Consider the following 22,691-nt stretch of genomic DNA (forward strand, 5'->3'; position numbering starts at 1 on the left):
TGTTTAAATCCGTACTTTCTTAACAGGCCTCTTCTTTAATGACATTTACCCGTTAAAGTTACTAAATACTTTATGTACCTAAACATTCCTAATTATAATATTTTTCAAGAATGAGTTTCGCTCTTCCTTCTATAGAAGAAGGCAAATCGTTTATCGGAAAATAGCTTAATTCTAAACTTTCCCCGTCCCGTTCTAATAATTCTCCCGTTACTTCCTTTGCAATATATAATGCTATTACATTATAAACTTCATCCCCATTAGGATATTTAAAATAGTATTCTTCACCAGACAATATTTCGATAAACTCGAAAGTTTCGGCAGTCAATCCAGTTTCTTCAAACAGCTCCCGTTTTGCAGTTTCTTCTAACGTTTCCCCTAACTCCATACCACCGCCAGGTAATCCCCAATCCTTTGTATCTGCGCGGAGCTGTAATAACAATTCATTTTTATCATTCAAAACAATTATGGTTGATCCTACTACTATTAACGGCCTCGTTCCAATCAAATTTCTTATATCTTTAATATAATCTGCCATTTATATACCCCTTAGTAATTAAAGTTTAATATGAACCTCTTTTTATTAAAAAAGGATAAGTCCCATCGACACCTGAATGTACAAAATATTTTATTGATGTCATCAGATTCACATGCTAATGTATTTATTTTCAATTCATTAAGCAAAGCTTTTACTGTTTAATTTTTCAATGATAGCTGGTATTTCATCGAGCTCATCAATTACAAAGTCAGTGTCAGCACTTTTCCAGTAAATAGACTTCTTCCAAATTCCGATCATCCCTACTTCTTTAGCTGCTTTTACATCGTTCTCAGGATGATCCCCGATAAAAATACTCTCATGAGGAGCCACGTTAAGTCTATCTAAAGCCCTAAGAAACAGTCTTGGGTCTGGTTTTTTCATCTTTTCCCATTCTGAAACGAGAATGGTAGCAAAATACGTTTTCATTCTTAATGAATTAATATTATCCATTTGAAACTGTCCGTAGCCATTTGTAATGATCCCTAAACGAAGGTTGTTCCTTTTTAACTTATCAAGCATGGAAATCATTGAGGGAAAGGCAACACAGCTATGTTTAAAATGTTGAAGATAATCTTGCAGTAATTTTTCAGAGGACAGGTTTACAACGCGAAATTCATTGCATAATTGATCGTATACTTTATCTTTCCAGACGTATCCATGATTATCTATTTCTATAAATCTATTTATATAATCTTCTTTTACTATATGACCTAGTTCACTTTTCAATCTATCATACTGCATTGCAATAAATTTTCTTACTGATTCCTCTCGATCTAATAATGTTCCATCTAAATCAAATAGGACAGCTTTTATCAAAAAGGTTCCTCCCCTCATTATGAAGTCAATATATATTCTCAATTTTCATCTCTCAAATCATTTTAACAAATTTTGGTACATCGTTGTTATGCTTTTAAAAAATAAAGTGGAGTAATAGATGTTCGCATTAAACGAGAGGTCTAGGATACTCCTTTAGCTGTAGCTCCAAGTGGGGTAAAAGTGCTATGTAATCAACAATACGCTTATACATAGCCAAAAAAAGACTGCATTAGCAGCCTAAATATTTGTATATCGTAGACTTAAAAAACTCCTTTTAATTCAACCAACAATTTTTTCCTTTTTTATCGGTGCAACAGTTATTCCTGTCGTTTCTTCAAAATTATAAAGACTTGTAGGCATATCGGAAAATCTTTCTAGCTCATTATAAGCAGGTATACCGTGATATGACATATCAAGTCCCTCCTCCTCTTCACGTTCTGTCGCTCTAAAGCCAACTGTTTTTTCGCAAATTTTCGCAGTCAATGTACCGGCAAAAAGTCCCCAAACAATTACAACAATGGCACCTAATAGTTGAACTGCCAATAAAGAAAATTGACCAGTTGTGAAAAGTCCTTCTGATGTATCAAATAATCCAACAGCAATTGTACCAAAAATCCCATTAAAGCCATGTACCGCAACAGCACCAACAGGGTCATCAACCTTAAGGTAGTCAATAAATAAGGTAGCATAAATAACAATGATTCCACTTATTGCTCCAATAAAAATGGCACTCCAGGAGGATACAAATGCACACCCAGCTGTTATAGCGACAAGGCCTGATAAAACTCCGTTAATCGTCATACTCGGATCCGCTTTCCCAAATTTCTTCATTGTCATAAACAAGGCAGCTGTACCACCACTTGCAGCTGCTAGCATTGTATTAATTGCGATTGAAGCGAGGTTTTCATTTGAAGCATCTAAAGTACTTCCAGCATTAAAGGCAAACCAACCAAACCATAGAATAAATGCACCAGCAGAAGCCAACGGAATATTACTCGGTGCAAATACATTTACACTGCCATCTGAATTAAATCGACCTTTTCTCGGTCCAAGCAATCTCGCCATCGCAAAGGCGGTAAATCCCCCTACCGCATGAATTGCAGCTGAACCAGCAAAATCTTTCATTCCAAGACGCGCTAACCAGCCATCACTATTCCAAATCCAATGCCCAGATAAAGGATAAATAATGATGCAGATTAATGCTGCCGTTAAGACATATGCTTTAAAATTCATCCGCTCAGCTACAGCGCCAGATATGATCGAAATACATGCAACTGCAAACCCCATTTGAAATAACACAAATGCGGCACCAGGTAATTGGATGGAAAGCGAAATTTTTTCGGGAGTTCCAAATAATGTAGTCCCTATTAAACCAAAGGCATCGTCTCCATACATAATTGCAAAGCCAATCATCCAGTATAGCAAAGCTCCAACAGTTAAATCTACAAATATTTTCATCGTAACATTTACAGCATTTTTTGTTCGAACAAAGCCAGCTTCCAGTAAGCTAAAGCCACCTTCCATAAACAAGACCATTGCTGCCGCGATAACAATCCAAACCGTATTAAGATAAATAAGCTCCATTTGTATCACTTCTCCTGTACTAAATCATCAATATCAAAATCTGCTAGTCCTGTGCGGATATTATAAGCCTCTAAGATTGGGTAAACATATATTTTTCCGTCACCATCTTCGCCGGTTTGTGCAGAACGTATAATTGTTTGAATCGTTGGCTCAACCATATAATCAGAAAGTACAATTTCTAATTTTATTTTAGGATGTAGAGTAACATTATAATTTTTCCCCCGATAAACGCCTTGTGTATCCTTTTGCTTTCCTCTACCAACAACTTGAGAAACAGTAAAACCTGTTATTCCAATCTTCTTCAACCCGTTAATTGTCTCTGTTAATCTTTGAGGTCTAATTATTGTCTCGATTTTTTTCATATCCGTTCGTCTCCATTTGTTATATTTACTAACAATTATATGATAGATAATATAACATAAAGTATTGATCGTCAATAAATTAAATAGAAAATTAAAAACATTCAGCTATATTTCAAAATAAAAAAAGCAACCTTACGATAAGGTCGCATTTTATGATAATAATGTTTTAACTATAAATTTATCTTTACCCACCATTTGAAATACTTTCCTTTTCCACCATGCGCTCCGCATTTTTTGCATCATGTTGAGCCGGTCCAAATAAATTTAAAATTGTAACACCTATTAAGATAAGCGATATTCCAATAATACTTGCTCCATTTATTTTCTCTTTCCAAATAAAAATAGAGATAATGACTGTTGCAATAATCCCCAACCCAGACCAAAGGGCATACGCAATATTTAAAGGTATCGTTTTTAACGATAATGATAAAAAGAAAAACGAAAAGATAAAGCTAAATAACATTCCAAGTGTCGGTAACCATTTTGTAAATCCTTCAGACGCTTTGAGCATCGAAGTACCGATGAGTTCACCAACTATAGCAAATGCCAAAAATAAATACGCCATCTTCTTCTCCCCCTAATATGTTTAAATACAACGATCTTTTTATAGAAGAAAATTTACAGAAAATGAGCTGCAATCTATTGATCACAGCTCATTTAAAAACAGTCTTCATCTTATACTTAATGAAGACTTGTTTCAAATAAATAATATTAAAGCTTTGATATGTAGCTTTATATAAAAGGAGATTTACAGTTTTCCTCCTTTTGGTATAAAAGTTGAGATTCTCTCAGCTCCTTGTATAATAGGCTTTGCTCGTTGGATTAACATCTTTGTTTCCTCAAATAACAATGAGGCTTTATGAGCATTTTCATCCTTCCAAATCTCATAAACAAACACTGTATTAGGCTCAGTAGTCGAAACACTAACATGATAGACTTCACAATTTTCTAGTTTCTCCATTGAGCGGGCTGCTTCTAATAATATCGATATTAATGTATCACATTCACCATCTTTTGCAATAAACTTTCCAAAAAGACCATATTTACTCATTCGCCATTCCCTCCCTTTTATCTTATTAATTATTATCTTAAAGTCTAATTTAATCTCAAAACTAAATAAACCAATAAGGTGAAATAAAAAATCCTTGAAATAAAACCAATGGGAAATTCCTCAAAAAATTGTAATAAATTTATGTCCAAGCATATAAATGATTACAAATATAGCTTGCTGTTTTTATATTTCCTTTCAATAGCTATTAAGTAATAATCCATTTCGTTAATAGGTTTCTCAACCATATTATACCATTCAAATAATATTAAAATAGTAGAAACAGATATTTTATTCTATTTTTTTACTCTACTTTCCAAATACGACCATTAAATAGCATAAATTATGCATAAACTTTTTCAAACCTTTAAGATGTTTTACATAATAATGTGTATTATTTTTATACTACCTAATATATGCCTTTTCTTCATCGGAAAGTGCATCGCTTAGCCAGTTTGGATGCATCTTTAAGAGGTTTTTCGGAAGGTTCCCTGGACTAAAAAACTGTAAGTCTAACGATTCTGAAGAATTACATCTAAGTTCACCACTTATAATCTTAGCTAGTAGGCAGGTTGTAATAAACTGAACATTTTTTCCGTTTGGATAGGAAAAAACTTGTGAATCTGGATCAGAGTATACTCCAATTAGCTTTATTATTTTTGTCGTTAAATTCGTTTCTTCTTTAATTTCCCTTATCGCAGCTTCTTCAACAGTTTCACCAATTTCGATATGACCTGATGGAAGCGCCCATTTTCCTACGTCTGTTCTTTTTTGTAATAATACTTCGTTGTCTTCATTTATTATGACAATGGCAACTCCCGGTTTTAATTCATCAATTCTCATAGCAAATTCCTCCAATCAATAATATAAAAAGGTCCGAGAAGAAAGGTTTTCAGCGCATCAGAAATACACTGAACCTTTCCCCTCGGACCTTTTATGTCAATAGGTGCCTTTTACAAATGTAAAAGATGTAGCCCTCGGTCACAGACCTTAAAAAGCGGAACCCTAGCTACAAATTTCCAGTTCATTTATTATAAAATTTCATTTACATGTTATATTTTATCGCAATAGATGAAAAAAATAAATAGTTTACTATTCGAGAGTTTTACCCCCCTCATGAATAACTTTATGTTTTCCATTTAATATAGGTTCCAGCAGCAGTTTCATTATTTTTTTAGAATGTTACATACATTTAATATAGTAAAGCGAAAAGATTGTTATGAAACCTTGTCATTTTTCAAACACTATTGCCAATGTTTTGGTATTGATAGATTTGGAGGAATTTTCGTATTCTTATCACCGATTGCTGCATTTACTTGAGCTTGAGTAAGAAAAATTGAGCCAGTTAGATTTGCTCCCCTGATATCAGCATCTCGCAAATCTGCACCAATAAAATCAGCAAAGCTCATGTCCGCATCCTTCAAGTCACTTGCGATTAACAACGCTCCTCTTAGGTTAGCACCACGTAAATCTGTTCCTCTTAACTTTGCTCCAATATAATCGATCCCTTTTCTACGAAACTTCCGGGTTTGCTTAACGCTTCCTCTTACTAATTCACTTGCTTGGATAAGAAGTTCATTTACAAGTGCTCTATGTGCGGAAATACTCAAATTCAAAATATGTTCTGGTGCCTGATTCGTTAACAATAATGTATTTTCATACAACACCTGTAGATCTTTATGTATTTTAGATGTCTCTTGTCTATGAAGTGCTTCCTTTAAGTAATAAAGCATTTCATGAAGCTGTTGCATCATTGGAAAAACCTCAAACATTTGTTTTGCAATTGATTGATTATTCCAATCGTCCCCTTTAAAGGTTATTTGAGAAACCTTTTGTCCAGCTCCAAAGCATTCATACACGGAACAGCCCTTATACCCTTTTTCTCTCAAACTATTATGAATCCGACAGCGAAAATCTGACTGTAGATTATGACAAGGGATTCCCCCGTCTTTATCTTCTGCAAAGTCAGCTGATTTTGCGTACGGCAATGCGACACAGCATAAACCAAAACAACTGGCACAATCCGCCCGTAAATGCTTGCTTTCAGTAGTAGATAATTGATTAGACAAGATGTACACTTCCTTTACTAAGTAACACAAGTGGCTTTTATTACCAAGAGATTTATTTCTACAATATAACAAATTGTCGCAGTTATGAACATACCTTTATTGCAATTAAACGTAAAACCCTTTTAAAAAGACTATACTAAAGCATGTTATCATTTCTTACAATTAGTAAATGGATAGATTATGTAAAACACCTGCTGAAGAGGCGTGTTAAAGGAAACCCTACAGACGCTAACACCGAAGAGACGCTCGCCCCTCCTGAAGGCTGCCAAGAGAAAATAAACAACTAAGAATAACAGCGCAAAAAAATAAAACACATCCTTTTATTCAAAGTTTGTGTTTATGAATTCATAATAATAAAATTAGCGCTCTTTGCTTCTATTAAATTTTTCATTTGACTTTTTTAAGGCAAATCTAAATTTCTCACCTTTTTCTATTTGTGTTATTTGAGAATCATGTACAGTTATTTGGACTGTACCAAATTCAATATTTTCTAATATATTAATGATTTTATCTATTACTTCTTGATCGATTTTATTTTTCTTTAACAAATAAATCCTCTCCCTTTAATAAAGCGATCCTATTTAACAACAAGTCTTCAAGAGTAGTTCTCTCTAATACAAATGCAATCGTATCTCTGACTAAAGACCAAAGTGGTTTTAATTGACAACCAGCCTCTAATGGACAAGGCTCATACTTTGTAATGGATGCACAGCCCATCGGAGAAAGGGGCCCTTCAAGGTTTCGGATGACCTCACCTATATTGACTTCATTAGTGTTTTTATGAAGAAAATAGCCACCACTTGCCCCTCTTTTACTTTTAACGTAATCTAACTTTTTTAATTGAAGGAGAATTTGTTCAAGATAATTTATCGTAACAAGTGTCTTTTCTGAAATTTCTTGAATCGTCATCACCTTTCCTTGATGTTGACCAAGTATTAATAATGCCCGTAAAGCATATTCCCCTTTACTCGAAACCTTCATTTTATACCTCCCCATAAAGTTGAGTTATCTAGTCGACTTTAATCGATCAAAATGTCGAGTAAACTGGTCAACTTTACTACTGAAAAATGTTATGATTTTAATCGCCATAATACCAAGTATTTTTATTGGTTTTATTTATTTTTCTATATAATATTATGTAGACAGAGTAAAATCAACCACTTTTTCCAGTATTTTTTATAAAAAGATCATCTTCGTCCACATTTTCCTTACTTACTCTTCTTTCAAAAGTACTTCTTCATTTTTTTCGTTCGATTTCTTTATTATATTCTTTCTCTATGTCCGATAATGTTAATTCATATAGGTGAAGGTCATCCTTTTTGTATACACCTAATGCAAGTAATTTTTTTATTAATCTTTCTTTTTTCCGCAATACCGCCTCACGTAATTGTGACATTCCTTTACCTCCTAAATATTTATAAATTACAGCCTTTATCTACAAATAAACGAAAGAGGAAGGGAACTGAATTTAGTTGACAGTACCCTATATATCACTAATAATGTTTATTCTATTCAGCAATTGACTTTTCGTCCCGATGTACATGTCGACTTGAACGAATTTTTGTGATTGTAACAAATATCGCGGTGAGCCAAATCACAATAATAAGGGCATAAATGTAAGGATATACATTTGTATCAGAAACCCACGTATTTACTAACGTTCTCGCATTAACTAATATAATAAAACCACCTACTAATACCCCCATTAGCTGTGCATGTATCTTCTGAACTAACCATGCGGCAATTGGAGCAGCAATTAGTCCACCAACCATTAATGCTCCAACCCAAAGCCAATTCACTTGCTCCCAACCAAGAGAAATGAGAAATCCAATAGTTGCAGAGATGGCAATTGCAAATTCACTCGTATCAACTGTTCCGACAACTTTTCTAGGGCTCAATCCTTTCTGCGATAATAATACCGGTGTAGCGATAGGCCCCCAGCCTCCACCGCCAGTTGAATCAGCGAATCCTGCAATAAATCCTAACGGTATTGACTGCTTTAAACTTAAAGACCTTTCTCGATTCACCTCATTAAGCTGAAATTTAAATAAAAAACGGATGAGAACATATACTCCTAAAAGAAGAAGGAATAATGAAATAAATGGTTTCGCACTATCTCCTGGTAAATTACTTAAAAATGTTGCACCTAGAAAAGCCCCAATTGAACCTGGAATAATTAAGCGAAACACGGTTTGTTTGTCAACATTTCCGAATTTGATATGAGATGCCCCTGATGCAGCTGTTGTTACTACTTCTGCTAAATGAACAGAAGCCGAAGCAACTGCAGGTGCAATGCCAAAAGCTAATAATAGTGATGTAGAAGTTACTCCATATGCCATTCCAAGGGCACCGTCGATTAATTGAGCTAACAATCCGATAAAAGCAAAAATAATTAATTTTTTCATTTTTACACCTCTTTTTTTGATAAAAACGAAATAAAAAAAGGCATAACCCTCCCTATTTGGAGTAGGTTATGCCTTCGGTTTTCCGATCGGCTCTTTATTTCATTTTATATTTGTTACAAATTATAATCCACATTATTCCTACCTGTCAACTTGTATTTATAAAAACCTAAATAAATTTAGATTATCTTTTATGCTTTCTAAGGGCCTGTTTTCGAAACTCTGTTACTCTTTATTAATAGCATTTCATTTGATTTCCACTTGAAGTGAAAGATAGTCGTGAGTCTCCATATTTTAAGTAAGAACTTTTACTAAAAAGGTTTGCCTAAACATTATTCAATATGAATCTCAGCTCTTCTTGCCATATACCATAAATAAAAATCCCTGCCTATTTCAATTGGAACATCATCTAGCTTATTTTGCTCAACAGGATTCGCACGATTCGTCGTAGCTATTGAGGATAGACCAAAGAGCTTTTGAAGCAATGTTCTTGTTACAACAACCTCAATAATTTTGTCACGTTTTGAAATAAATAGTGTTGTCGTTAATCCACCGTGTTTTATTTGAATAAATTGTTCGTTTAAAAGATAGCCAGAATTTATATAATTAAGAACTCTTACTATCATTATGATAACTAACAATAAAATGGAACATAACCACCAAGATTCCTCTAATTGAAAAAACTTTGGTTTAACAAAAAAGAGAACTGCTGTCGCAATTATCCAAATCCAGCTCGGCTTTAATAATCGGACCCAAAATGATTTCTTTGGTAAACGCACCATTGCTTCTTCCACCTTATACGATGGTAGCAGATCCGATACTATTTTATACGCTTGTTTTACAGGCAAAAATGGATATAAAGTATTTACATCTAAACTTTCATCGCCAATCTTCATGCTTCCGACACTTGTTAACTTGACCTCAGCAAGTCCAAGAATTTTTTTCATTAATGATTGCTCAATCTCGATAGCCTGCACTTTATCTTTTGCAATAGAAAAAGCTGTTTCCTCAAGCACTCCTTTATGTATATAAATTCGATTATCATCAGATGATATTTCATATTTTCCATATTTAAGGAACGTTCTAATCATACCAAAAATAACTGAACAGAGAATGAATAGGACCGATAGGATTGTAACTATCCACCATGAATTGATGATATTGGAAACTATTCCTTCTGCTTCCTTCTCAATATGAAATATGTCATCAAGTTTAGAATAAAACGAGGCTACTATCGGTATAAAAAGTAAAAAACTGAGAGATGTAAAGGATGCTCTTATAAGTTCGTTCCTCGATGGGCTAAAATGAATTTTCCTTTCACTTACGAATTGCCCTTGCTCCCCGTGTTCTATTTCATCATGTATAGCCTCTTCACTAGATTGATTTGCAACATGTTCTTCTATGCGATTTGCCTCATCTTTCGTAATCACTTTAAACACTATATCTGTGTCCTCATCTGTCGAGCTTGTTTCAAATCGAATAGAAGTCATATTAAATATTTTATGAAAAAGCGATGTATGCTTTGTAATATTATGTATTTTACTAAAAGGTACTGTTTGTTTTGATTTAACAAAAACTCCTTTATGTATATGAAATGAGTGATCGTCAAGCTCATATTTATGTGTCATCCACTTTAATAAAATATAGATGACAGCAAAAAACATCAAAGCAACAAAGGCCATTCTACCATATTTAAATAAAGCGGATTCCTCACCATATTTAATAACATAAAGGTAAAATCCAATAAAAAAAGTATTTCGGAACAATTTCCATAATTCGAAAATGACTAAACAAAAATGATATCGCTTTGCTTTCATACTATTCTACTTCCTTTATTTTTGCATAATAAGCAATTTTATTGCGTAATTCTGTTGCTATTTCTTCTGAAAGCGCAGGAATAGTATGGGTGGACCCCATCGTTTCTATTTTAACGGAAAACAACCGATATTTTCGATAAATCGGACCTTGGCTTGTTGAAACAGCTTGTATCTTTGTCATTGGAACGAGATGATGCTCCTCAAATATTGCCCCAAATTTTAACTTTAAAAACTCTTCGTCTACATCATAACGCCAATTTTTATAAAGAAGAAATGGCCTCATTATCGACCAAATCGGTGATAACACTGCAAGTACGGCAAGTCCGATTAATATCCAACCAATCCACTCTAGCCAAGAAAAATGATAATCGAGGTAAAATAAAACTGCTAGTACAATAAAGCCAATTAAATCTGAAATTAAATCACTTATCATCCATACTTTAATTGCATTTTTAGATAATTTTTTCTGCGGTGCACTAATTTCTGAATCCATTTCAACCATCCTTTAAATCAAAAAATATTATACTATTATCATTAAATTACCATTTATATCCTTCTACATCAATATGAGATTAGTATATTGGCAATTTTATTAATAAACCTATGAAACTTACTTTAGAAATAAATAAAGTAAAGGAAGATAACTAGATTATCTTCCATTTCTTCCTTCATATAATTTAGGAGTACTATAATTCCTCTTACTTCTAGGTTTCTCGTAATTACCTTTCAATGAATCTAATCTTCTAACAGCTTTTTCAAATTCTTCATTGGAAAGCTGCTTCGTTGCTAATAATGAGTATAACATCGCAAAGGCAATCGGCTTTGTATCTACATGAATTGTAATATCTACATCGGAATTACCACTATGACTTAAGGTCGCAGCATTTGCTTGCAAACTTTTCTCGAGTAACTTTGAAACTTGCTCATCAATTGGAACAACATTATTTTTCAAATGTTACACCCTTCCCTCTTACCAATAGTTTGTTTCTTTAGGCTTGAAAGGAGAGTAAAATAGCCAAAAATAGCTATTTTACTCCATTTTAAATTAGTGACCTTTTTTCTCATTAGACTCATTATGAGCCTTTGAGTGTGATTTTGCGTTAGAATCAGAGTCAGAGTCAGAGTCTGATTCAGATTCTGATTCAATATCAATTTTGACATGTGAATTACCGCTATTTACAACTTTAGCAACATTCACATTTCGATTTTTATTCTTTAAATCATTCTCGTTATCTAGCTCATTTTCAGCAAATAAGTCATTTTCATTATCAACATCTGCATTAGCTTTTGCTAGACTTTCTACTTGATCTGCATTTTCTTCAGAGTGATTTCTTTTTTTCTTCCATTTACTCATGTAATCCCCTCCTTCCTTTGTTATATGATTACTATATTCAAGATAAAAGAAATGGCATGTGCTAGCGTTACTAAGTAAAACATTGATATTTATAATTGAAGAGGTAAAAGGATAACACCAATGATAATTATGTTAATTTACTGTATTAAATTTTCTTTTACAAATTAAGTTAGTTATTTCATTCCTAACAATCTAGTTTTTATAAGCGTTATAGGAGCTCACAAAAGCTGTTAACGTATCGCTTGCATTAATTGACTCCTACTTATAAAATTCCCATGAATTACTTCTTACATCAACTAAAGCTATTACATATGTAAACATAAAAAAACTGCTCCTACATAAATAGGGCAGCTTTTATTTTAAATTTCTTGAATTTCGGGCTTTTTCATTTTTTTAATTTCATATAGCCCACCTTCTGAATGAACAATGTATTCAGGTTTCGGCTTACCGCGTTTTGCTTTATGACCAGCGATATGAGCTTCACTTTTTTCCCACTTTTTCCAATGCTCTTCCGATTCCCAGCGAATCATGACAATAACTTCTTCATCTCCACGTCTTACCTTTTTCACCAATACCGATAAATCAATAAATCCTTCTTGCTTTTCGATAATACCTTCCTTTGAGAAACGATTGACAACTTGATCAGCGTTTCCTTCTGTTACAGTAATAGTTTTCATCTGAACAAACATCCACCCAGCTCCATTTCATATATATATACGTATTATTTTAATTGAAAATAATTATCATTGTCAATTTATTTACTATCGGGTGGATTTACTTCATTTCACCTTAACAATAGTTTCTACTTAATAACTTTTTCTTGTTCCTTAATTTTTTCTATGATCGCATCTGTCATTTCTTTCGTCATCTCAGAAAGATTTTTCTTCAACTTTGATTGAATCATTTTTGCCATAGCTCCTTCTGGAATAATCTCAAGATATCCAGTTATGAATGTGCTTTCTTGATCAGATGCTTTCGCTTCAAAATATCCGTTACCAGAAATCTTTTCATTGATTCCTGTTAGCTTAAATGTCACCTTCTCTGGCTCAATCCATTCTGTAATATCTACTTTTAATTGAATTTTCTTTTTTATTAAGCCTAAATCAGTTTTAAATGTCCATGTCGATTCACTTTCATTTATTATAGTATGTTCGATATAGCCTGGAACAAGAGGTGCCCAATTATCCATAATGCTAACAAAATTCCAAATTGCCTTGATCGGTAATTCAGCTTTTACTTTATACAAATTATTTGCCAATAAATCCCCCTACTTTCTTCTGTCAATCAATATGATGGAACCAATCTAACCTTATTCCACGATCGATAAAGTTATTCCAGAAAAAAGATAAGGACATGCAAAAATTAATACCAATAACCATATGGAGGATATGGATAAGGATACGGATAATACCCATATAAATACGGATTAAATATGGCACTGCCAAGTACCCCACCTAAAACCCCACCAAAAAAAGGTCCTGGAAAAAATGGTCTTGGTCTTCCAAAAAAAGGTCTTCCATAAAAGAATGGTCTTCCGAACGGTCTTCCGAATATTCTTTCATCATTGTCAATTTGATAGTATTGATTTTGCACAAGTTTCCCCTCCAAAATTAGGTATTTCACTACTCGTTAACAAAATATGTTATGTACCCATCATATTCCTTAGGTCATTCACCCATTTTACATCGGATTTTTCTTGCTCCTACATTTGTTCCACCTTAAAAAAAGTTAATCTGGAAAGCTTCTTTTCGATTAATGTAATCATCCACAAAAAAAGGAGCAAACATTATCCAAACAATACATTTATATTCTTTCGATAATGTTTGCTCCTTCTCAATTTTTCCTTCAAATTTATTGCCACCTTAACCCTAGTGATAAATGACAGCATTCTAAATTTCCTATTTTTGAAGATAATTTTAAAATAATCCCATCTGGATTAAATGCTGTCTCAACAGTTGAATGTATTCCAGTAGATTTTATTAATCGTTCTACCTCTACCATATTAGAGGCTTGGGCGGCGGTCATGACTTTTTGAGCAAATGACTTCGAACTAGCTAATTTTGTCAAGACCAAACTTGCTTCACTCAATAATTTCTGCATCGATTTCACAGACTCTTCAAAAAAGGAAGGGTCAACCTGTGGTAGCTGTCGATAAAACAGTTGATATGGAATTTGGCACTGTGGCTTTAATACTACTTGTTGATAATTTTCCCGCATATAGGAAGGGTAAGCATCACGGTAACAATAAAATAATTGCATGTTTATCGATCTTCTCCTCTCATTCATAGCACTATACAATATACGGAAAGCCTTTAAAATCGTGATTATTTTTATACTCAAACATCGTGTAAGTTTACATAAATGAATTAGATTTTGTTGTATGGAGAATATTATTGATGTTTAAATTACCATTTAACGAGAGGTTGTTCATAATGAAAAATTATCGATATCTTATTCAAGATAAGTTTGATGCAAATTCCATAGCAAATGACCTGCGTGTCCAACTTAATGTCAATCGATTTGATAATGTCACAATAAAAGCCGTCAATCAACGGAATGAAGTCATTGTTCAAGTACCTGATTCCAGTGATCATTTAGAAACTGCCGTAGAGAGCTTTATGGAGAATTATCAGACTGGTGTAATTTTGGAGTAGATCAACTAACCTACATATTGCCCAAAATCTTCATGCGATAGCTTTATGAAAAATGGCCAAACTACTTCTTGTGTGAATTTAAATCAAAAGGAGGAATGTAAATAATGGACACACAATATTTAGCACCACACGAAACTTATGAGCTTCATGAATTGTTAACTTTCAAAAATACATGCTTAACGAAATCAGCTACAATGAGCAAACTAATACAAGACCCTGAGCTAAAAGCAATACTTGAACAAGATGTGACTAAATCAAAACAACAAATTCAAAGAATTCAAGAATTCATAACAAATCGAGGTGACAATTCGTGAATGACATGATGCAAAATATGGCAGGTATGGGTGCTATGACAGACCAAGTAGTTGCAACAGACTTTTTAATCGCTGCTAAAACAGGCGTTAAAAATCTCGCATTAGCTATAACCGAATCCTCTACTCCAGAAGTTAGAGATACATTAAAGCAATATTTAAACGATGCTGTAGATACCCACGAACAAATATTTCATTATATGGTGAAAAAGGGCTATTATCATCCTAATAATATGTCTGAACAATTAACTGTTGATTTAAATGCCGCTAAAACTGCTATGGACCTTCCTGAATCTTAAACATACAAAAAAGAATGGCATAGATGAGTTATGATTCATCATGCCATTCTCTTTCTAATATTAAGCTAAAACTGTACTACCCATTAAATATTTGTCAACTTCTTTAGCAACTTCTCTACCTTCATTAATAGCCCATACAATTAAACTTTGACCACGTCTAGCGTCACCAGCAGCAAAAACACCTTCAACATTTGTTCTAAAATCTCCATATTTAGCAGCAACAACATTTCTTGCTGTTGTTTCAACATTAAACTGCTTTAATACAGGCTGTTCCGCTCCTTCAAAGCCAATAGCAATAAAGACAAGCTGAGCAGGCCATACTTTTTCAGTTCCAGGAATTTCTTTAAAATAGTATAAACCATTTTCATCTTTTAGTTTTTCCATTTGCACTGTATGAAGCTCTTTTAAATTACCATTTTCATCAGCTACAAGCTTCTTTGTTTGAATGGAATATTCACGAGGGTCGTTGCCGAATTTAGCTTCTGCTTCCTCATATGCATACTCCATAGTAAATACATGTGGTGCTTCTGGCCACATATTTTCTTTTGTACGTGACATTGGTAACTTAGGATGCTTACCAAATTGAACAACACTTTTACAATTTTGACGAAGTGCAGTTGCAACACAGTCAGCACCTGTGTCACCTCCACCGATGACAATGACATCTTTACCTTCAGCATTAATGAACTTTCCGTCTCCAAAGTTTGAATCAAGATAGCTCTTTGTAGCAGTTGTTAAATAATCCATTGCAAAGTGAACTCCATTTGCTTCACGACCTTCTATTACTAAATCACGCTGCTTTTGAGCACCAACACAAAGGATAACAGCATCATATTGCTCACGGAGCTCTTCAGCGGTAATATCCTTCCCAACCTCAGTATTAGTAATGAAGGTAATTCCTTCTTGTGACAGAAGAGAAATACGTCGTTCAACAACATCTTTGTCTAACTTCATATTTGGTATTCCATAAGTTAACAACCCGCCTGGTCGATCTGCACGTTCATATACAGTTACATTATGTCCTGCTTGGTTTAATTGGTCAGCACTTGCTAAACCAGCTGGACCTGATCCAACGATTGCAATTTTCTTGCCTGTTCGTTTAGTTGGAATACGAGGCTTTATCCAACCATTTTCAAATCCCTTATCAATAATGGCTTTTTCAATGTTCTTAATCGCTACGGCCGGGTCAGAGATCGCTACGTTACAAGAACCTTCACAGGGAGCTGGGCACACTCTCCCAGTAAATTCCGGAAAATTATTCGTTTTCATTAATCGTTCTAGCGCTTCTTTCCATCTCCCCTTATAGACTAGGTCATTCCACTCAGGAATTAAGTTATGGATTGGACACCCAGAAGTATACCCATTAATTTCTGTTCCAATATGGCAGAAAGGTGTTGCACAATCCATACAACGTGCTCCTTGTCTACTTAACTTTTCCTCAGAGAAAGGAGCTGAATATTCTTTCCAGTCATTTAGACGTGAGAGCGGCTCTCGTTCAGCCGCTTTTTCACGTTTAAACTCTAAAAATCCTGTTGCTTTCCCCATCTTCCTCTCCCCTTTCTACTGTACAACTGCTTTTGAACGTACATTATTTGATGACGTTCCTTTTTTTTCACTTTTAGCATTTTCTTCAAAGGCACTCATAATTGCATCTTCATCTGATAAACCTGCTTGTAGTTGCTCTTCGATTCGTTCCATCATTCGTTTGTAATCTTTAGGGATAACTTTAACAAACTTCGGTAAAACTTCATTCCAATTATCTAGGATATACTCTGCTTTTTTACTACCTGTATAATCGAAATGATTTTGAATCATATCTTCTAATGATTGAATTTCTTTCTCTTCAACGATAGACTCTAGCTCTATCATTTCAAGATTGCATAGCTTTTTAAATTCATCACTATTATCAGCTAGAACATATGCAATACCACCAGACATCCCTGCTCCAAAGTTTTTACCAACATCACCGAGAATAACAACACGACCTCCAGTCATATATTCACAGCCATGGTCACCTACACCTTCAACGACAACATTTGCACCACTATTACGTACCGCAAAACGCTCTCCAGCACCACCATTAATATAAGCCTCACCGCTTGTTGCTCCATAGAACGATACATTTCCAATAATTACATTGTCAGATGGTTCAATCGTTGATTCCTTTTGAGGTGCGACGATTATTTTACCTCCGGAAAGCCCCTTACCTAAGTAGTCATTAGAATCCCCTGATAACAACATTGTCACACCACGAGGGATAAACGCTCCAAAGCTTTGTCCGGCAGAGCCTGTAAAGCGAAGAACAATTGTATCTTCTGGTAATCCTTCTTCCCCATATCGTTTTGAAATCTCACTGCCAATGATTGTACCTGCAACACGGTTCGTATTTTTAATCTTAAAGGACGCTTCAACAGGCGTTCCTGAGATAATTGCTTTTTCAACAGCAGGTAAAATTTCGACCATATCCAATGACTCAGCAATTTTATGGTTTTGTTGAATCTTCGCAGTACGTGGTCCTTCAGGCTGGTAAAGAAGAGTTGATAAATCAAGATCTTTCGCCTTCCAATGTGCTTTAGCACGGTCGCTTACCTGTAAGATGTCTGTACTTCCAATCATTTCATCCATATTTCTAAATCCAAGCTCAGCCATGATTTCTCTAACCTCTTGCGCAATAAAACGCATAAAGTTCACGACATGGTCAGGATCACCTGTAAATTTATCTCTTAATTCAGGATTTTGCGTTGCAACCCCAACAGGACAAGTATCCATATGGCATACACGCATCATAATACAACCCATTACAACAAGCGGTGCTGTTGCAAAGCCATATTCCTCTGCGCCTAAAAGCGCAGCCATGACAACATCACGACCTGTCATTAATTTACCATCTGTTTCAAGAATTACTCTATCGCGTAATCCATTTAACATTAATGTTTGGTGAGCTTCTGCTAGGCCAAGCTCCCATGGTAATCCTGTGTGCTTAATACTTGTTTTTGGAGAAGCACCAGTACCACCATCATATCCACTAATGACAATAACATCTGCAGCACCCTTTGCGACTCCTGCCGCTATTGTGCCGACTCCTGCCTTTGAAACTAACTTAACACTAATCCGTGCATCTCGATTTGAGTTTTTCAAATCATGAATTAGTTGTGCTAAATCCTCGATAGAGTAAATATCATGGTGAGGAGGAGGTGAGATTAATCCAACTCCAGGAGTTGAACCACGAACCTCAGCAACCCAAGGATAGACTTTGTTTCCCGGTAATTGTCCGCCTTCACCAGGTTTTGCACCCTGTGCCATTTTAATTTGCAATTCCTCAGCATTAACTAAATAATGGCTCTTTACACCAAAACGTCCTGAAGCAATTTGCTTAATTGCACTTCTCCGTGAGTCTCCATTTTCATCAACAATATACCGTTTTGAATCCTCTCCACCTTCACCACTGTTACTTCTTCCACCTAATCGGTTCATCGCAATCGCTAAAGTTTCATGTGCTTCTTTACTTAATGAACCAAATGACATTGCACCTGTTTTGAAACGTTTAACAATTGAATCCACTGATTCAACTTCATCAATTGGAATTGAAGGTCTTTTGTTAGTGAATGAAAATAGATTACGCAAAAAGCCGATTCGTTCTTCATTTGCTGCTTGAGAGTACTTTTTAAATAAGCTGTAATCATTTTTACGACATGCCCATTGCAATGTATGAATTGTTGTTGGATTAAACGCATGATGTTCACCCGTTTTTCTCCATTGGAAATCACTACCGGAATCTAATGTTTTATCAACTTTTTCCGAATACGCTTCTTGATGACGTAATTTTGCTTCTAATGCGATTGTCTCTAAGCCAATTCCACCAATCTGTGATGCTGTTCCCGTAAAGTAACGATCAATTACTTCTGAGCTTATACCAACAACTTCAAAAATTTGTGCACCACGGTAGCTTTGAACTGTGGAAATTCCCATTTTTGACATTACTTTTACGACACCTTCAGTAACAGCTTTAATATAACGCTCAACTGTCTCCTCATAACTTAATGATAAGCTTCCGTCATTTATAGCTTCTTTATATGAAGCAAAAGTTAAATAAGGATTAATTGCATCAACACCATACCCAATAAGTGCTGCAAAATGATGAACCTCTCTTACTTCACCAGATTCTATAATTAAGCTCACTTTTGTACGAGTACCTTGACGAAGTAAATGTTGATGTAAAGCACTTACTGCTAATAATGAAGGGATTGCTATATGGCTAGCATCCATTTCACGGTCAGAAATGATGATGATGTTTACACCTTCAGCAATTGCTTTATCAGCTTCCTGACAAAGTTCATTTAAGGAATTTTCTAAATTTTCAGTAAATAGAGATTTGATCGTTCTACTTGTAAATCCTGAAAATAGATTTAATCTAATTTGTGCTAATTGATTATTTGAAAGCACTGGAGAATCTAATTGAATTCTTCTTGCATTTTCCTTTGTTGGATGAAGGATATTCCCCTCGTTGCCAAGCAAGGTCATTGTCGAAGTAACAATTTGTTCCCTTATCGCATCAATTGGAGGATTTGTTACTTGTGCAAACAATTGTTTAAAGTAATTAAATAATGATTGTGGTCGATCTGATAAAACTGCAAGTGGTGTATCATTCCCCATAGAGCCTAGCGGATCTTTTCCTTCAGTAACCATCGGTAATAAATACTTTTGAATATCCTCATACGTATAACCGAATGCTCGTTGCTTATCTATAATATCTGTTACAACTTCCTCAACAAACTCTTCAGTAGAATTTAATTTTACTAGTTGTTCTTCTAACCAATCCTGATATGGCTTTTCATTTGCCATTTCTTCTTTTATTTCCTCATCAGAAATAATTCGACCTTCTTCCAAATCAATTAACAACATTTTACCTGGACTTAATCGATCTTTGTATAGAACATTTGACTCTTCAACGTCAACAACCCCAACTTCAGATGAGAAAATAATATAATCATCTTTCGTTACATAGTAACGTGCAGGACGTAATCCATTTCGATCAAGAATCGCACCGATTTGTTTTCCGTTTGTAAAAGAGATTGCAGTCGGACCATCCCATGGCTCCATTAAGCAGCTATGATACTCGTAAAAAGCTCTCTTCTCAGGACTCATATGAGGATTTTCAGTCCAAGGTTCAGGAATCATCATCATCGCGGCATGTGCAGGCTTTCGGCCAGCTAATACAAAGAATTCAAATGCATTATCTAAAATCGATGAATCACTTCCATCTGAATCTAAAATTGGTAATACCTTTTCAAGATCCTCACCAAATGCTTCTGAAATGAATTGCTTTTCTCTTGCTTTCATCCAGTTCATATTTCCACGAAGCGTATTTATCTCTCCATTATGAATTAAATAACGATTTGGATGAGCTCTTTCCCATGAAGGAAATGTATTTGTACTAAAGCGGGAATGCACTAAAGAAAAAGCGGAAACGAAATCTTCATCTTGTAAGTCTAAATAAAAAGCATCAACTTGGTCTGGAGTTAGAAGCCCTTTATAAACGATCGTACTACTTGACAAGCTAGTGAAGTAAAAACGATGCTCTCGTTCCCTCGCCCAATTTTCAGCTTGTTTACGAATTATATAAAGTTTACGTTCAAATGTTAATTTATCTTCAATTGAATCAGCTGCCCCAATAAAAACTTGTCGGACTACTGGACAACTCTTTTTTGCAACAGGACCAATCACATTAACATCAACTGGCACATCTCTCCAGCCTAATAATGTTTGGCCTTCAGCCTCAATGTAATGATTCAATTGTTGTTCAATTTTCTCACGCTCAACGTCATCATTTGAAAAAAACATCATTCCTACGCCGTAACGTCCATTTTTCGGTAAATTCATATCTTGGCAAGTCTTTTTGAAGAAGGCATCTGGAATTTGCACCATTAACCCTGCGCCGTCTCCAGTAAGAGGATCACTACCTTGTCCTCCCCTATGGTCTAACTTGCAAAGCATACTTAGTCCTTTTTTTACAATATCATGTGTAGCGTTGCCTTTTATATGAGCATATAAACCGATACCGCATGCGTCATGTTCAAATTCAGGACGGTAGAGACCTTGTGCTTTAGGTATTTGATTGTAAGTCATATTATCTCCCCCTTGTAAGATTTTCTTACACCCGTTTATATCCAAGATAACTATATTATATATTCACAAAATGATACTAACAATATATAATTTAGATAAGATCAATCTAATATTGAGATATATGATCGGAGGAAGCTTATGGAATTACGACAGTTATACTATTTCATGGAAGTCGCTGAGCGTGAACACGTATCGGAAGCGGCACAATATCTACATGTAGCACAATCTGCCATTAGTAGACAAATTGCAAATTTAGAAGCAGAGTTAGGGGTTACGTTATTTGAAAGAGAAGGAAGAAATGTTAGACTTACTCCCATAGGGAAGGTATTTTTAACACATACAAAAACCGCAATTAAAGCAATTGACTATGCAAAAAAGCAAATCGATGAATATTTAGATCCTGAAAGAGGTTCTATAAAAATAGGCTTTCCAACAAGTCTTGCTAGTCATTTGTTACCTACAATCATTTCTGCGTTCAAAGAAAAGTATCCTAATGTCTCATTTCACTTAAGACAAGGCTCATATAGTTTTTTAATTGATGCTGTCATTAATCGTGAAATTGATTTAGCATTTTTAGGACCAGTCCCGCTTAATGTTCCTGAAATTGAAGGAACCATTTTATTTTCAGAAAACATTTCTGCTCTCGTTCCTATTAGTCATCCACTTGCTACGAAAAAAAGTGTGCTATTAAATGAATTACGAAGCGATGAATTTGTATTATTTCCAAGGGGTTATATTTTACATGAAATCGCTGTTGATGCTTGTAAACAAGCAGGATTTATCCCAACCATTTCATCTGAAGGAGAGGACCTTGATGCAATTAAAGGTTTGGTTTCTGCCGGAATTGGTGTTACTTTACTGCCAGATAGCACATTCCAAGAGGCAATCCCACGGTTTACTGTAAAACTGCCGATAGAATTACCAATCGTACGAAGAACAGTCGGAATTATTGTATCAAAGAAAAGAGAGCTTGCCCCTTCTGAGAAAGTATTTTACCAATTCGTTAAAGACTTTTTCTCTATGCTTGAACAATACCAGTAATATGTTTGTCCATTTTAAAATGAGTACTATCCTTTTAATTTCTTTGGTAGTACTCATTTTTATTAATTAAAATCTCCCCTATTACATTATCTGCATTTTTGTATTTTAATTTGTTCATTTTTACTTTAGTAGTATTTCCAATCTCATTTTGAGCTGTATTTTGCAAGAAAAAAGTGCATAGTTGCGCAAGAAATTTTGCAGAGTTTTGCCACCCAATCGTTTTAATTTATCTTGCACGTGATAAAGCGTTTGATAATCTATAACTTCCGCCAT

At 34.7% G+C, this 22,691-nt stretch carries 26 protein-coding genes; 4 read left to right on the plus strand and 22 right to left on the minus strand.

The window, feature by feature from the left end; all coding sequences use genetic code 11:
- Positions 1–88: 88 nt before the first annotated feature.
- From ACTJJ9_RS13345 to ACTJJ9_RS13440, 20 genes are all read right to left on the minus strand, one after another.
- On the minus strand, positions 89–535 hold the full coding sequence (locus tag ACTJJ9_RS13345; RefSeq protein WP_145581578.1) for an NUDIX hydrolase: 447 nt from the start codon (positions 533–535) through the stop codon (positions 89–91).
- A 138-nt stretch (positions 536–673) separates the two neighbouring features.
- The gene (locus ACTJJ9_RS13350) at positions 674–1,351 is read right to left on the minus strand and encodes an HAD-IA family hydrolase (RefSeq protein WP_145581579.1); all 678 of its coding nucleotides are present in this window, start codon (positions 1,349–1,351) and stop codon (positions 674–676) included.
- Between the two features lie 279 nt (positions 1,352–1,630).
- A complete protein-coding gene (locus ACTJJ9_RS13355; protein WP_145581580.1) occupies positions 1,631–2,935 on the minus strand; it encodes an ammonium transporter in 1,305 nt (434 codons plus the stop codon).
- A gap of 5 nt (positions 2,936–2,940) precedes the next feature.
- Positions 2,941–3,297, minus strand: a complete 357-nt coding sequence (locus ACTJJ9_RS13360) for a P-II family nitrogen regulator (RefSeq protein WP_145581581.1) — start codon at positions 3,295–3,297, stop codon at positions 2,941–2,943.
- 184 nt (positions 3,298–3,481) lie between these two features.
- Entirely contained in the window at positions 3,482–3,862 is a 381-nt protein-coding gene (locus ACTJJ9_RS13365) for a DMT family transporter (RefSeq protein WP_145581582.1), read from the minus strand.
- Between the two features lie 183 nt (positions 3,863–4,045).
- Positions 4,046–4,348 (minus strand): putative quinol monooxygenase, encoded by a 303-nt coding sequence (locus tag ACTJJ9_RS13370; RefSeq protein WP_145581583.1) that lies wholly within the window; start codon positions 4,346–4,348, stop codon positions 4,046–4,048.
- A gap of 402 nt (positions 4,349–4,750) precedes the next feature.
- Entirely contained in the window at positions 4,751–5,188 is a 438-nt protein-coding gene (locus tag ACTJJ9_RS13375; protein ID WP_095302630.1) for an NUDIX hydrolase, read from the minus strand.
- Positions 5,189–5,589: 401 nt separating this feature from the next.
- Positions 5,590–6,414: a pentapeptide repeat-containing protein gene (locus ACTJJ9_RS13380; RefSeq protein ID WP_095302632.1), complete on the minus strand. Its 825-nt coding sequence runs from the start codon at positions 6,412–6,414 to the stop codon at positions 5,590–5,592.
- Positions 6,415–6,773: 359 nt separating this feature from the next.
- A complete protein-coding gene (locus ACTJJ9_RS13385) occupies positions 6,774–6,962 on the minus strand; it encodes a YezD family protein (RefSeq protein ID WP_095302634.1) in 189 nt (62 codons plus the stop codon).
- Positions 6,946–7,395, minus strand: coding sequence for an RrF2 family transcriptional regulator (locus ACTJJ9_RS13390; protein ID WP_095302636.1), 450 nt, complete (start codon positions 7,393–7,395; stop codon positions 6,946–6,948). Before ACTJJ9_RS13390 ends, ACTJJ9_RS13385 begins: the two co-directional genes overlap by 17 nt.
- A 256-nt stretch (positions 7,396–7,651) precedes the next feature.
- Entirely contained in the window at positions 7,652–7,810 is a 159-nt protein-coding gene (locus ACTJJ9_RS13395) for a Fur-regulated basic protein FbpA (protein ID WP_095302637.1), read from the minus strand.
- 112 nt (positions 7,811–7,922) lie between these two features.
- Positions 7,923–8,819, minus strand: coding sequence for a sulfite exporter TauE/SafE family protein (locus ACTJJ9_RS13400; RefSeq protein ID WP_095302639.1), 897 nt, complete (start codon positions 8,817–8,819; stop codon positions 7,923–7,925).
- A 329-nt stretch (positions 8,820–9,148) separates the two neighbouring features.
- Positions 9,149–10,633, minus strand: coding sequence for a PH domain-containing protein (locus ACTJJ9_RS13405; protein WP_145581584.1), 1,485 nt, complete (start codon positions 10,631–10,633; stop codon positions 9,149–9,151).
- A gap of 1 nt (position 10,634) precedes the next feature.
- Positions 10,635–11,126, minus strand: a complete 492-nt coding sequence (locus tag ACTJJ9_RS13410; protein WP_095302642.1) for a PH domain-containing protein — start codon at positions 11,124–11,126, stop codon at positions 10,635–10,637.
- A gap of 156 nt (positions 11,127–11,282) precedes the next feature.
- Entirely contained in the window at positions 11,283–11,585 is a 303-nt protein-coding gene (locus ACTJJ9_RS13415) for a hypothetical protein (RefSeq protein WP_095302643.1), read from the minus strand.
- A 93-nt stretch (positions 11,586–11,678) separates the two neighbouring features.
- Positions 11,679–11,987, minus strand: coding sequence for a hypothetical protein (locus ACTJJ9_RS13420; RefSeq protein WP_095302645.1), 309 nt, complete (start codon positions 11,985–11,987; stop codon positions 11,679–11,681).
- A 359-nt stretch (positions 11,988–12,346) separates the two neighbouring features.
- The gene (locus tag ACTJJ9_RS13425) at positions 12,347–12,676 is read right to left on the minus strand and encodes an antibiotic biosynthesis monooxygenase family protein (RefSeq protein WP_145581585.1); all 330 of its coding nucleotides are present in this window, start codon (positions 12,674–12,676) and stop codon (positions 12,347–12,349) included.
- Between the two features lie 113 nt (positions 12,677–12,789).
- Complete coding sequence (locus tag ACTJJ9_RS13430; protein ID WP_145581586.1) at positions 12,790–13,245, minus strand: CoxG family protein; 456 nt, start codon at positions 13,243–13,245, stop codon at positions 12,790–12,792.
- 104 nt (positions 13,246–13,349) lie between these two features.
- Positions 13,350–13,580, minus strand: a complete 231-nt coding sequence (locus ACTJJ9_RS13435) for a hypothetical protein (RefSeq protein WP_145581587.1) — start codon at positions 13,578–13,580, stop codon at positions 13,350–13,352.
- A 258-nt stretch (positions 13,581–13,838) separates the two neighbouring features.
- Positions 13,839–14,246, minus strand: a complete 408-nt coding sequence (locus ACTJJ9_RS13440; protein ID WP_249922065.1) for a hypothetical protein — start codon at positions 14,244–14,246, stop codon at positions 13,839–13,841.
- A 173-nt stretch (positions 14,247–14,419) separates the two neighbouring features.
- Between ACTJJ9_RS13440 and ACTJJ9_RS13445 the strand changes: the two genes are divergently transcribed.
- The 3 genes from ACTJJ9_RS13445 to ACTJJ9_RS13455 all read left to right on the plus strand — a co-directional run bounded on the left by ACTJJ9_RS13445 (position 14,420) and on the right by ACTJJ9_RS13455 (position 15,251).
- Positions 14,420–14,641 (plus strand): hypothetical protein, encoded by a 222-nt coding sequence (locus ACTJJ9_RS13445; protein WP_145581588.1) that lies wholly within the window; start codon positions 14,420–14,422, stop codon positions 14,639–14,641.
- Between the two features lie 104 nt (positions 14,642–14,745).
- Entirely contained in the window at positions 14,746–14,955 is a 210-nt protein-coding gene (locus ACTJJ9_RS13450; protein ID WP_095302655.1) for a DUF892 family protein, read from the plus strand.
- Positions 14,952–15,251, plus strand: coding sequence for a spore coat protein (locus ACTJJ9_RS13455; RefSeq protein WP_095302657.1), 300 nt, complete (start codon positions 14,952–14,954; stop codon positions 15,249–15,251). Before ACTJJ9_RS13450 ends, ACTJJ9_RS13455 begins: the two co-directional genes overlap by 4 nt.
- A 60-nt stretch (positions 15,252–15,311) precedes the next feature.
- On the opposite strand, the gene gltD is transcribed toward ACTJJ9_RS13455, so the two are convergent.
- On the minus strand, positions 15,312–16,796 hold the full coding sequence (gene gltD, locus ACTJJ9_RS13460; RefSeq protein WP_145581589.1) for a glutamate synthase small subunit: 1,485 nt from the start codon (positions 16,794–16,796) through the stop codon (positions 15,312–15,314).
- Between the two features lie 15 nt (positions 16,797–16,811).
- Positions 16,812–21,377: a glutamate synthase large subunit gene (gltB, locus tag ACTJJ9_RS13465; protein ID WP_145581590.1), complete on the minus strand. Its 4,566-nt coding sequence runs from the start codon at positions 21,375–21,377 to the stop codon at positions 16,812–16,814.
- A gap of 138 nt (positions 21,378–21,515) precedes the next feature.
- Here gltB and ACTJJ9_RS13470 point away from each other — a divergent pair, with 138 nt between their 5' ends.
- Positions 21,516–22,418: a LysR family transcriptional regulator gene (locus ACTJJ9_RS13470; RefSeq protein ID WP_095302663.1), complete on the plus strand. Its 903-nt coding sequence runs from the start codon at positions 21,516–21,518 to the stop codon at positions 22,416–22,418.
- Positions 22,419–22,691: the final 273 nt, after the last annotated feature.

This window comes from Metabacillus sp. 22489 (assembly GCF_052044855.1).
In the GTDB taxonomy this organism is placed as follows: Bacteria; Bacillota; Bacilli; order Bacillales; family Bacillaceae; genus Metabacillus; species Metabacillus niabensis.

What these genes read in the sequence shown, in the direction of transcription:
- ACTJJ9_RS13345 (WP_145581578.1), bottom strand. Translation starts at nt 535, where the DNA reads ATGGCAGATTATATTAAAGATATAAGAAATTTGATTGGAACGAGGCCG.
- ACTJJ9_RS13355 (WP_145581580.1), bottom strand. Translation starts at nt 2,935, where the DNA reads ATGGAGCTTATTTATCTTAATACGGTTTGGATTGTTATCGCGGCAGCA.
- ACTJJ9_RS13360 (WP_145581581.1), bottom strand. Translation starts at nt 3,297, where the DNA reads ATGAAAAAAATCGAGACAATAATTAGACCTCAAAGATTAACAGAGACA.
- ACTJJ9_RS13365 (WP_145581582.1), bottom strand. Translation starts at nt 3,862, where the DNA reads ATGGCGTATTTATTTTTGGCATTTGCTATAGTTGGTGAACTCATCGGT.
- ACTJJ9_RS13370 (WP_145581583.1), bottom strand. Translation starts at nt 4,348, where the DNA reads ATGAGTAAATATGGTCTTTTTGGAAAGTTTATTGCAAAAGATGGTGAA.
- ACTJJ9_RS13375 (WP_095302630.1), bottom strand. Translation starts at nt 5,188, where the DNA reads ATGAGAATTGATGAATTAAAACCGGGAGTTGCCATTGTCATAATAAAT.
- ACTJJ9_RS13390 (WP_095302636.1), bottom strand. Translation starts at nt 7,395, where the DNA reads ATGAAGGTTTCGAGTAAAGGGGAATATGCTTTACGGGCATTATTAATA.
- ACTJJ9_RS13395 (WP_095302637.1), bottom strand. Translation starts at nt 7,810, where the DNA reads ATGTCACAATTACGTGAGGCGGTATTGCGGAAAAAAGAAAGATTAATA.
- ACTJJ9_RS13400 (WP_095302639.1), bottom strand. Translation starts at nt 8,819, where the DNA reads ATGAAAAAATTAATTATTTTTGCTTTTATCGGATTGTTAGCTCAATTA.
- ACTJJ9_RS13405 (WP_145581584.1), bottom strand. Translation starts at nt 10,633, where the DNA reads ATGAAAGCAAAGCGATATCATTTTTGTTTAGTCATTTTCGAATTATGG.
- ACTJJ9_RS13410 (WP_095302642.1), bottom strand. Translation starts at nt 11,126, where the DNA reads ATGGATTCAGAAATTAGTGCACCGCAGAAAAAATTATCTAAAAATGCA.
- ACTJJ9_RS13420 (WP_095302645.1), bottom strand. Translation starts at nt 11,987, where the DNA reads ATGAGTAAATGGAAGAAAAAAAGAAATCACTCTGAAGAAAATGCAGAT.
- ACTJJ9_RS13425 (WP_145581585.1), bottom strand. Translation starts at nt 12,676, where the DNA reads ATGTTTGTTCAGATGAAAACTATTACTGTAACAGAAGGAAACGCTGAT.
- ACTJJ9_RS13440 (WP_249922065.1), bottom strand. Translation starts at nt 14,246, where the DNA reads ATGCAATTATTTTATTGTTACCGTGATGCTTACCCTTCCTATATGCGG.
- ACTJJ9_RS13445 (WP_145581588.1), top strand. Translation starts at nt 14,420, where the DNA reads ATGAAAAATTATCGATATCTTATTCAAGATAAGTTTGATGCAAATTCC.
- ACTJJ9_RS13450 (WP_095302655.1), top strand. Translation starts at nt 14,746, where the DNA reads ATGGACACACAATATTTAGCACCACACGAAACTTATGAGCTTCATGAA.
- gltD (WP_145581589.1), bottom strand. Translation starts at nt 16,796, where the DNA reads ATGGGGAAAGCAACAGGATTTTTAGAGTTTAAACGTGAAAAAGCGGCT.
- gltB (WP_145581590.1), bottom strand. Translation starts at nt 21,377, where the DNA reads ATGACTTACAATCAAATACCTAAAGCACAAGGTCTCTACCGTCCTGAA.
- ACTJJ9_RS13470 (WP_095302663.1), top strand. Translation starts at nt 21,516, where the DNA reads ATGGAATTACGACAGTTATACTATTTCATGGAAGTCGCTGAGCGTGAA.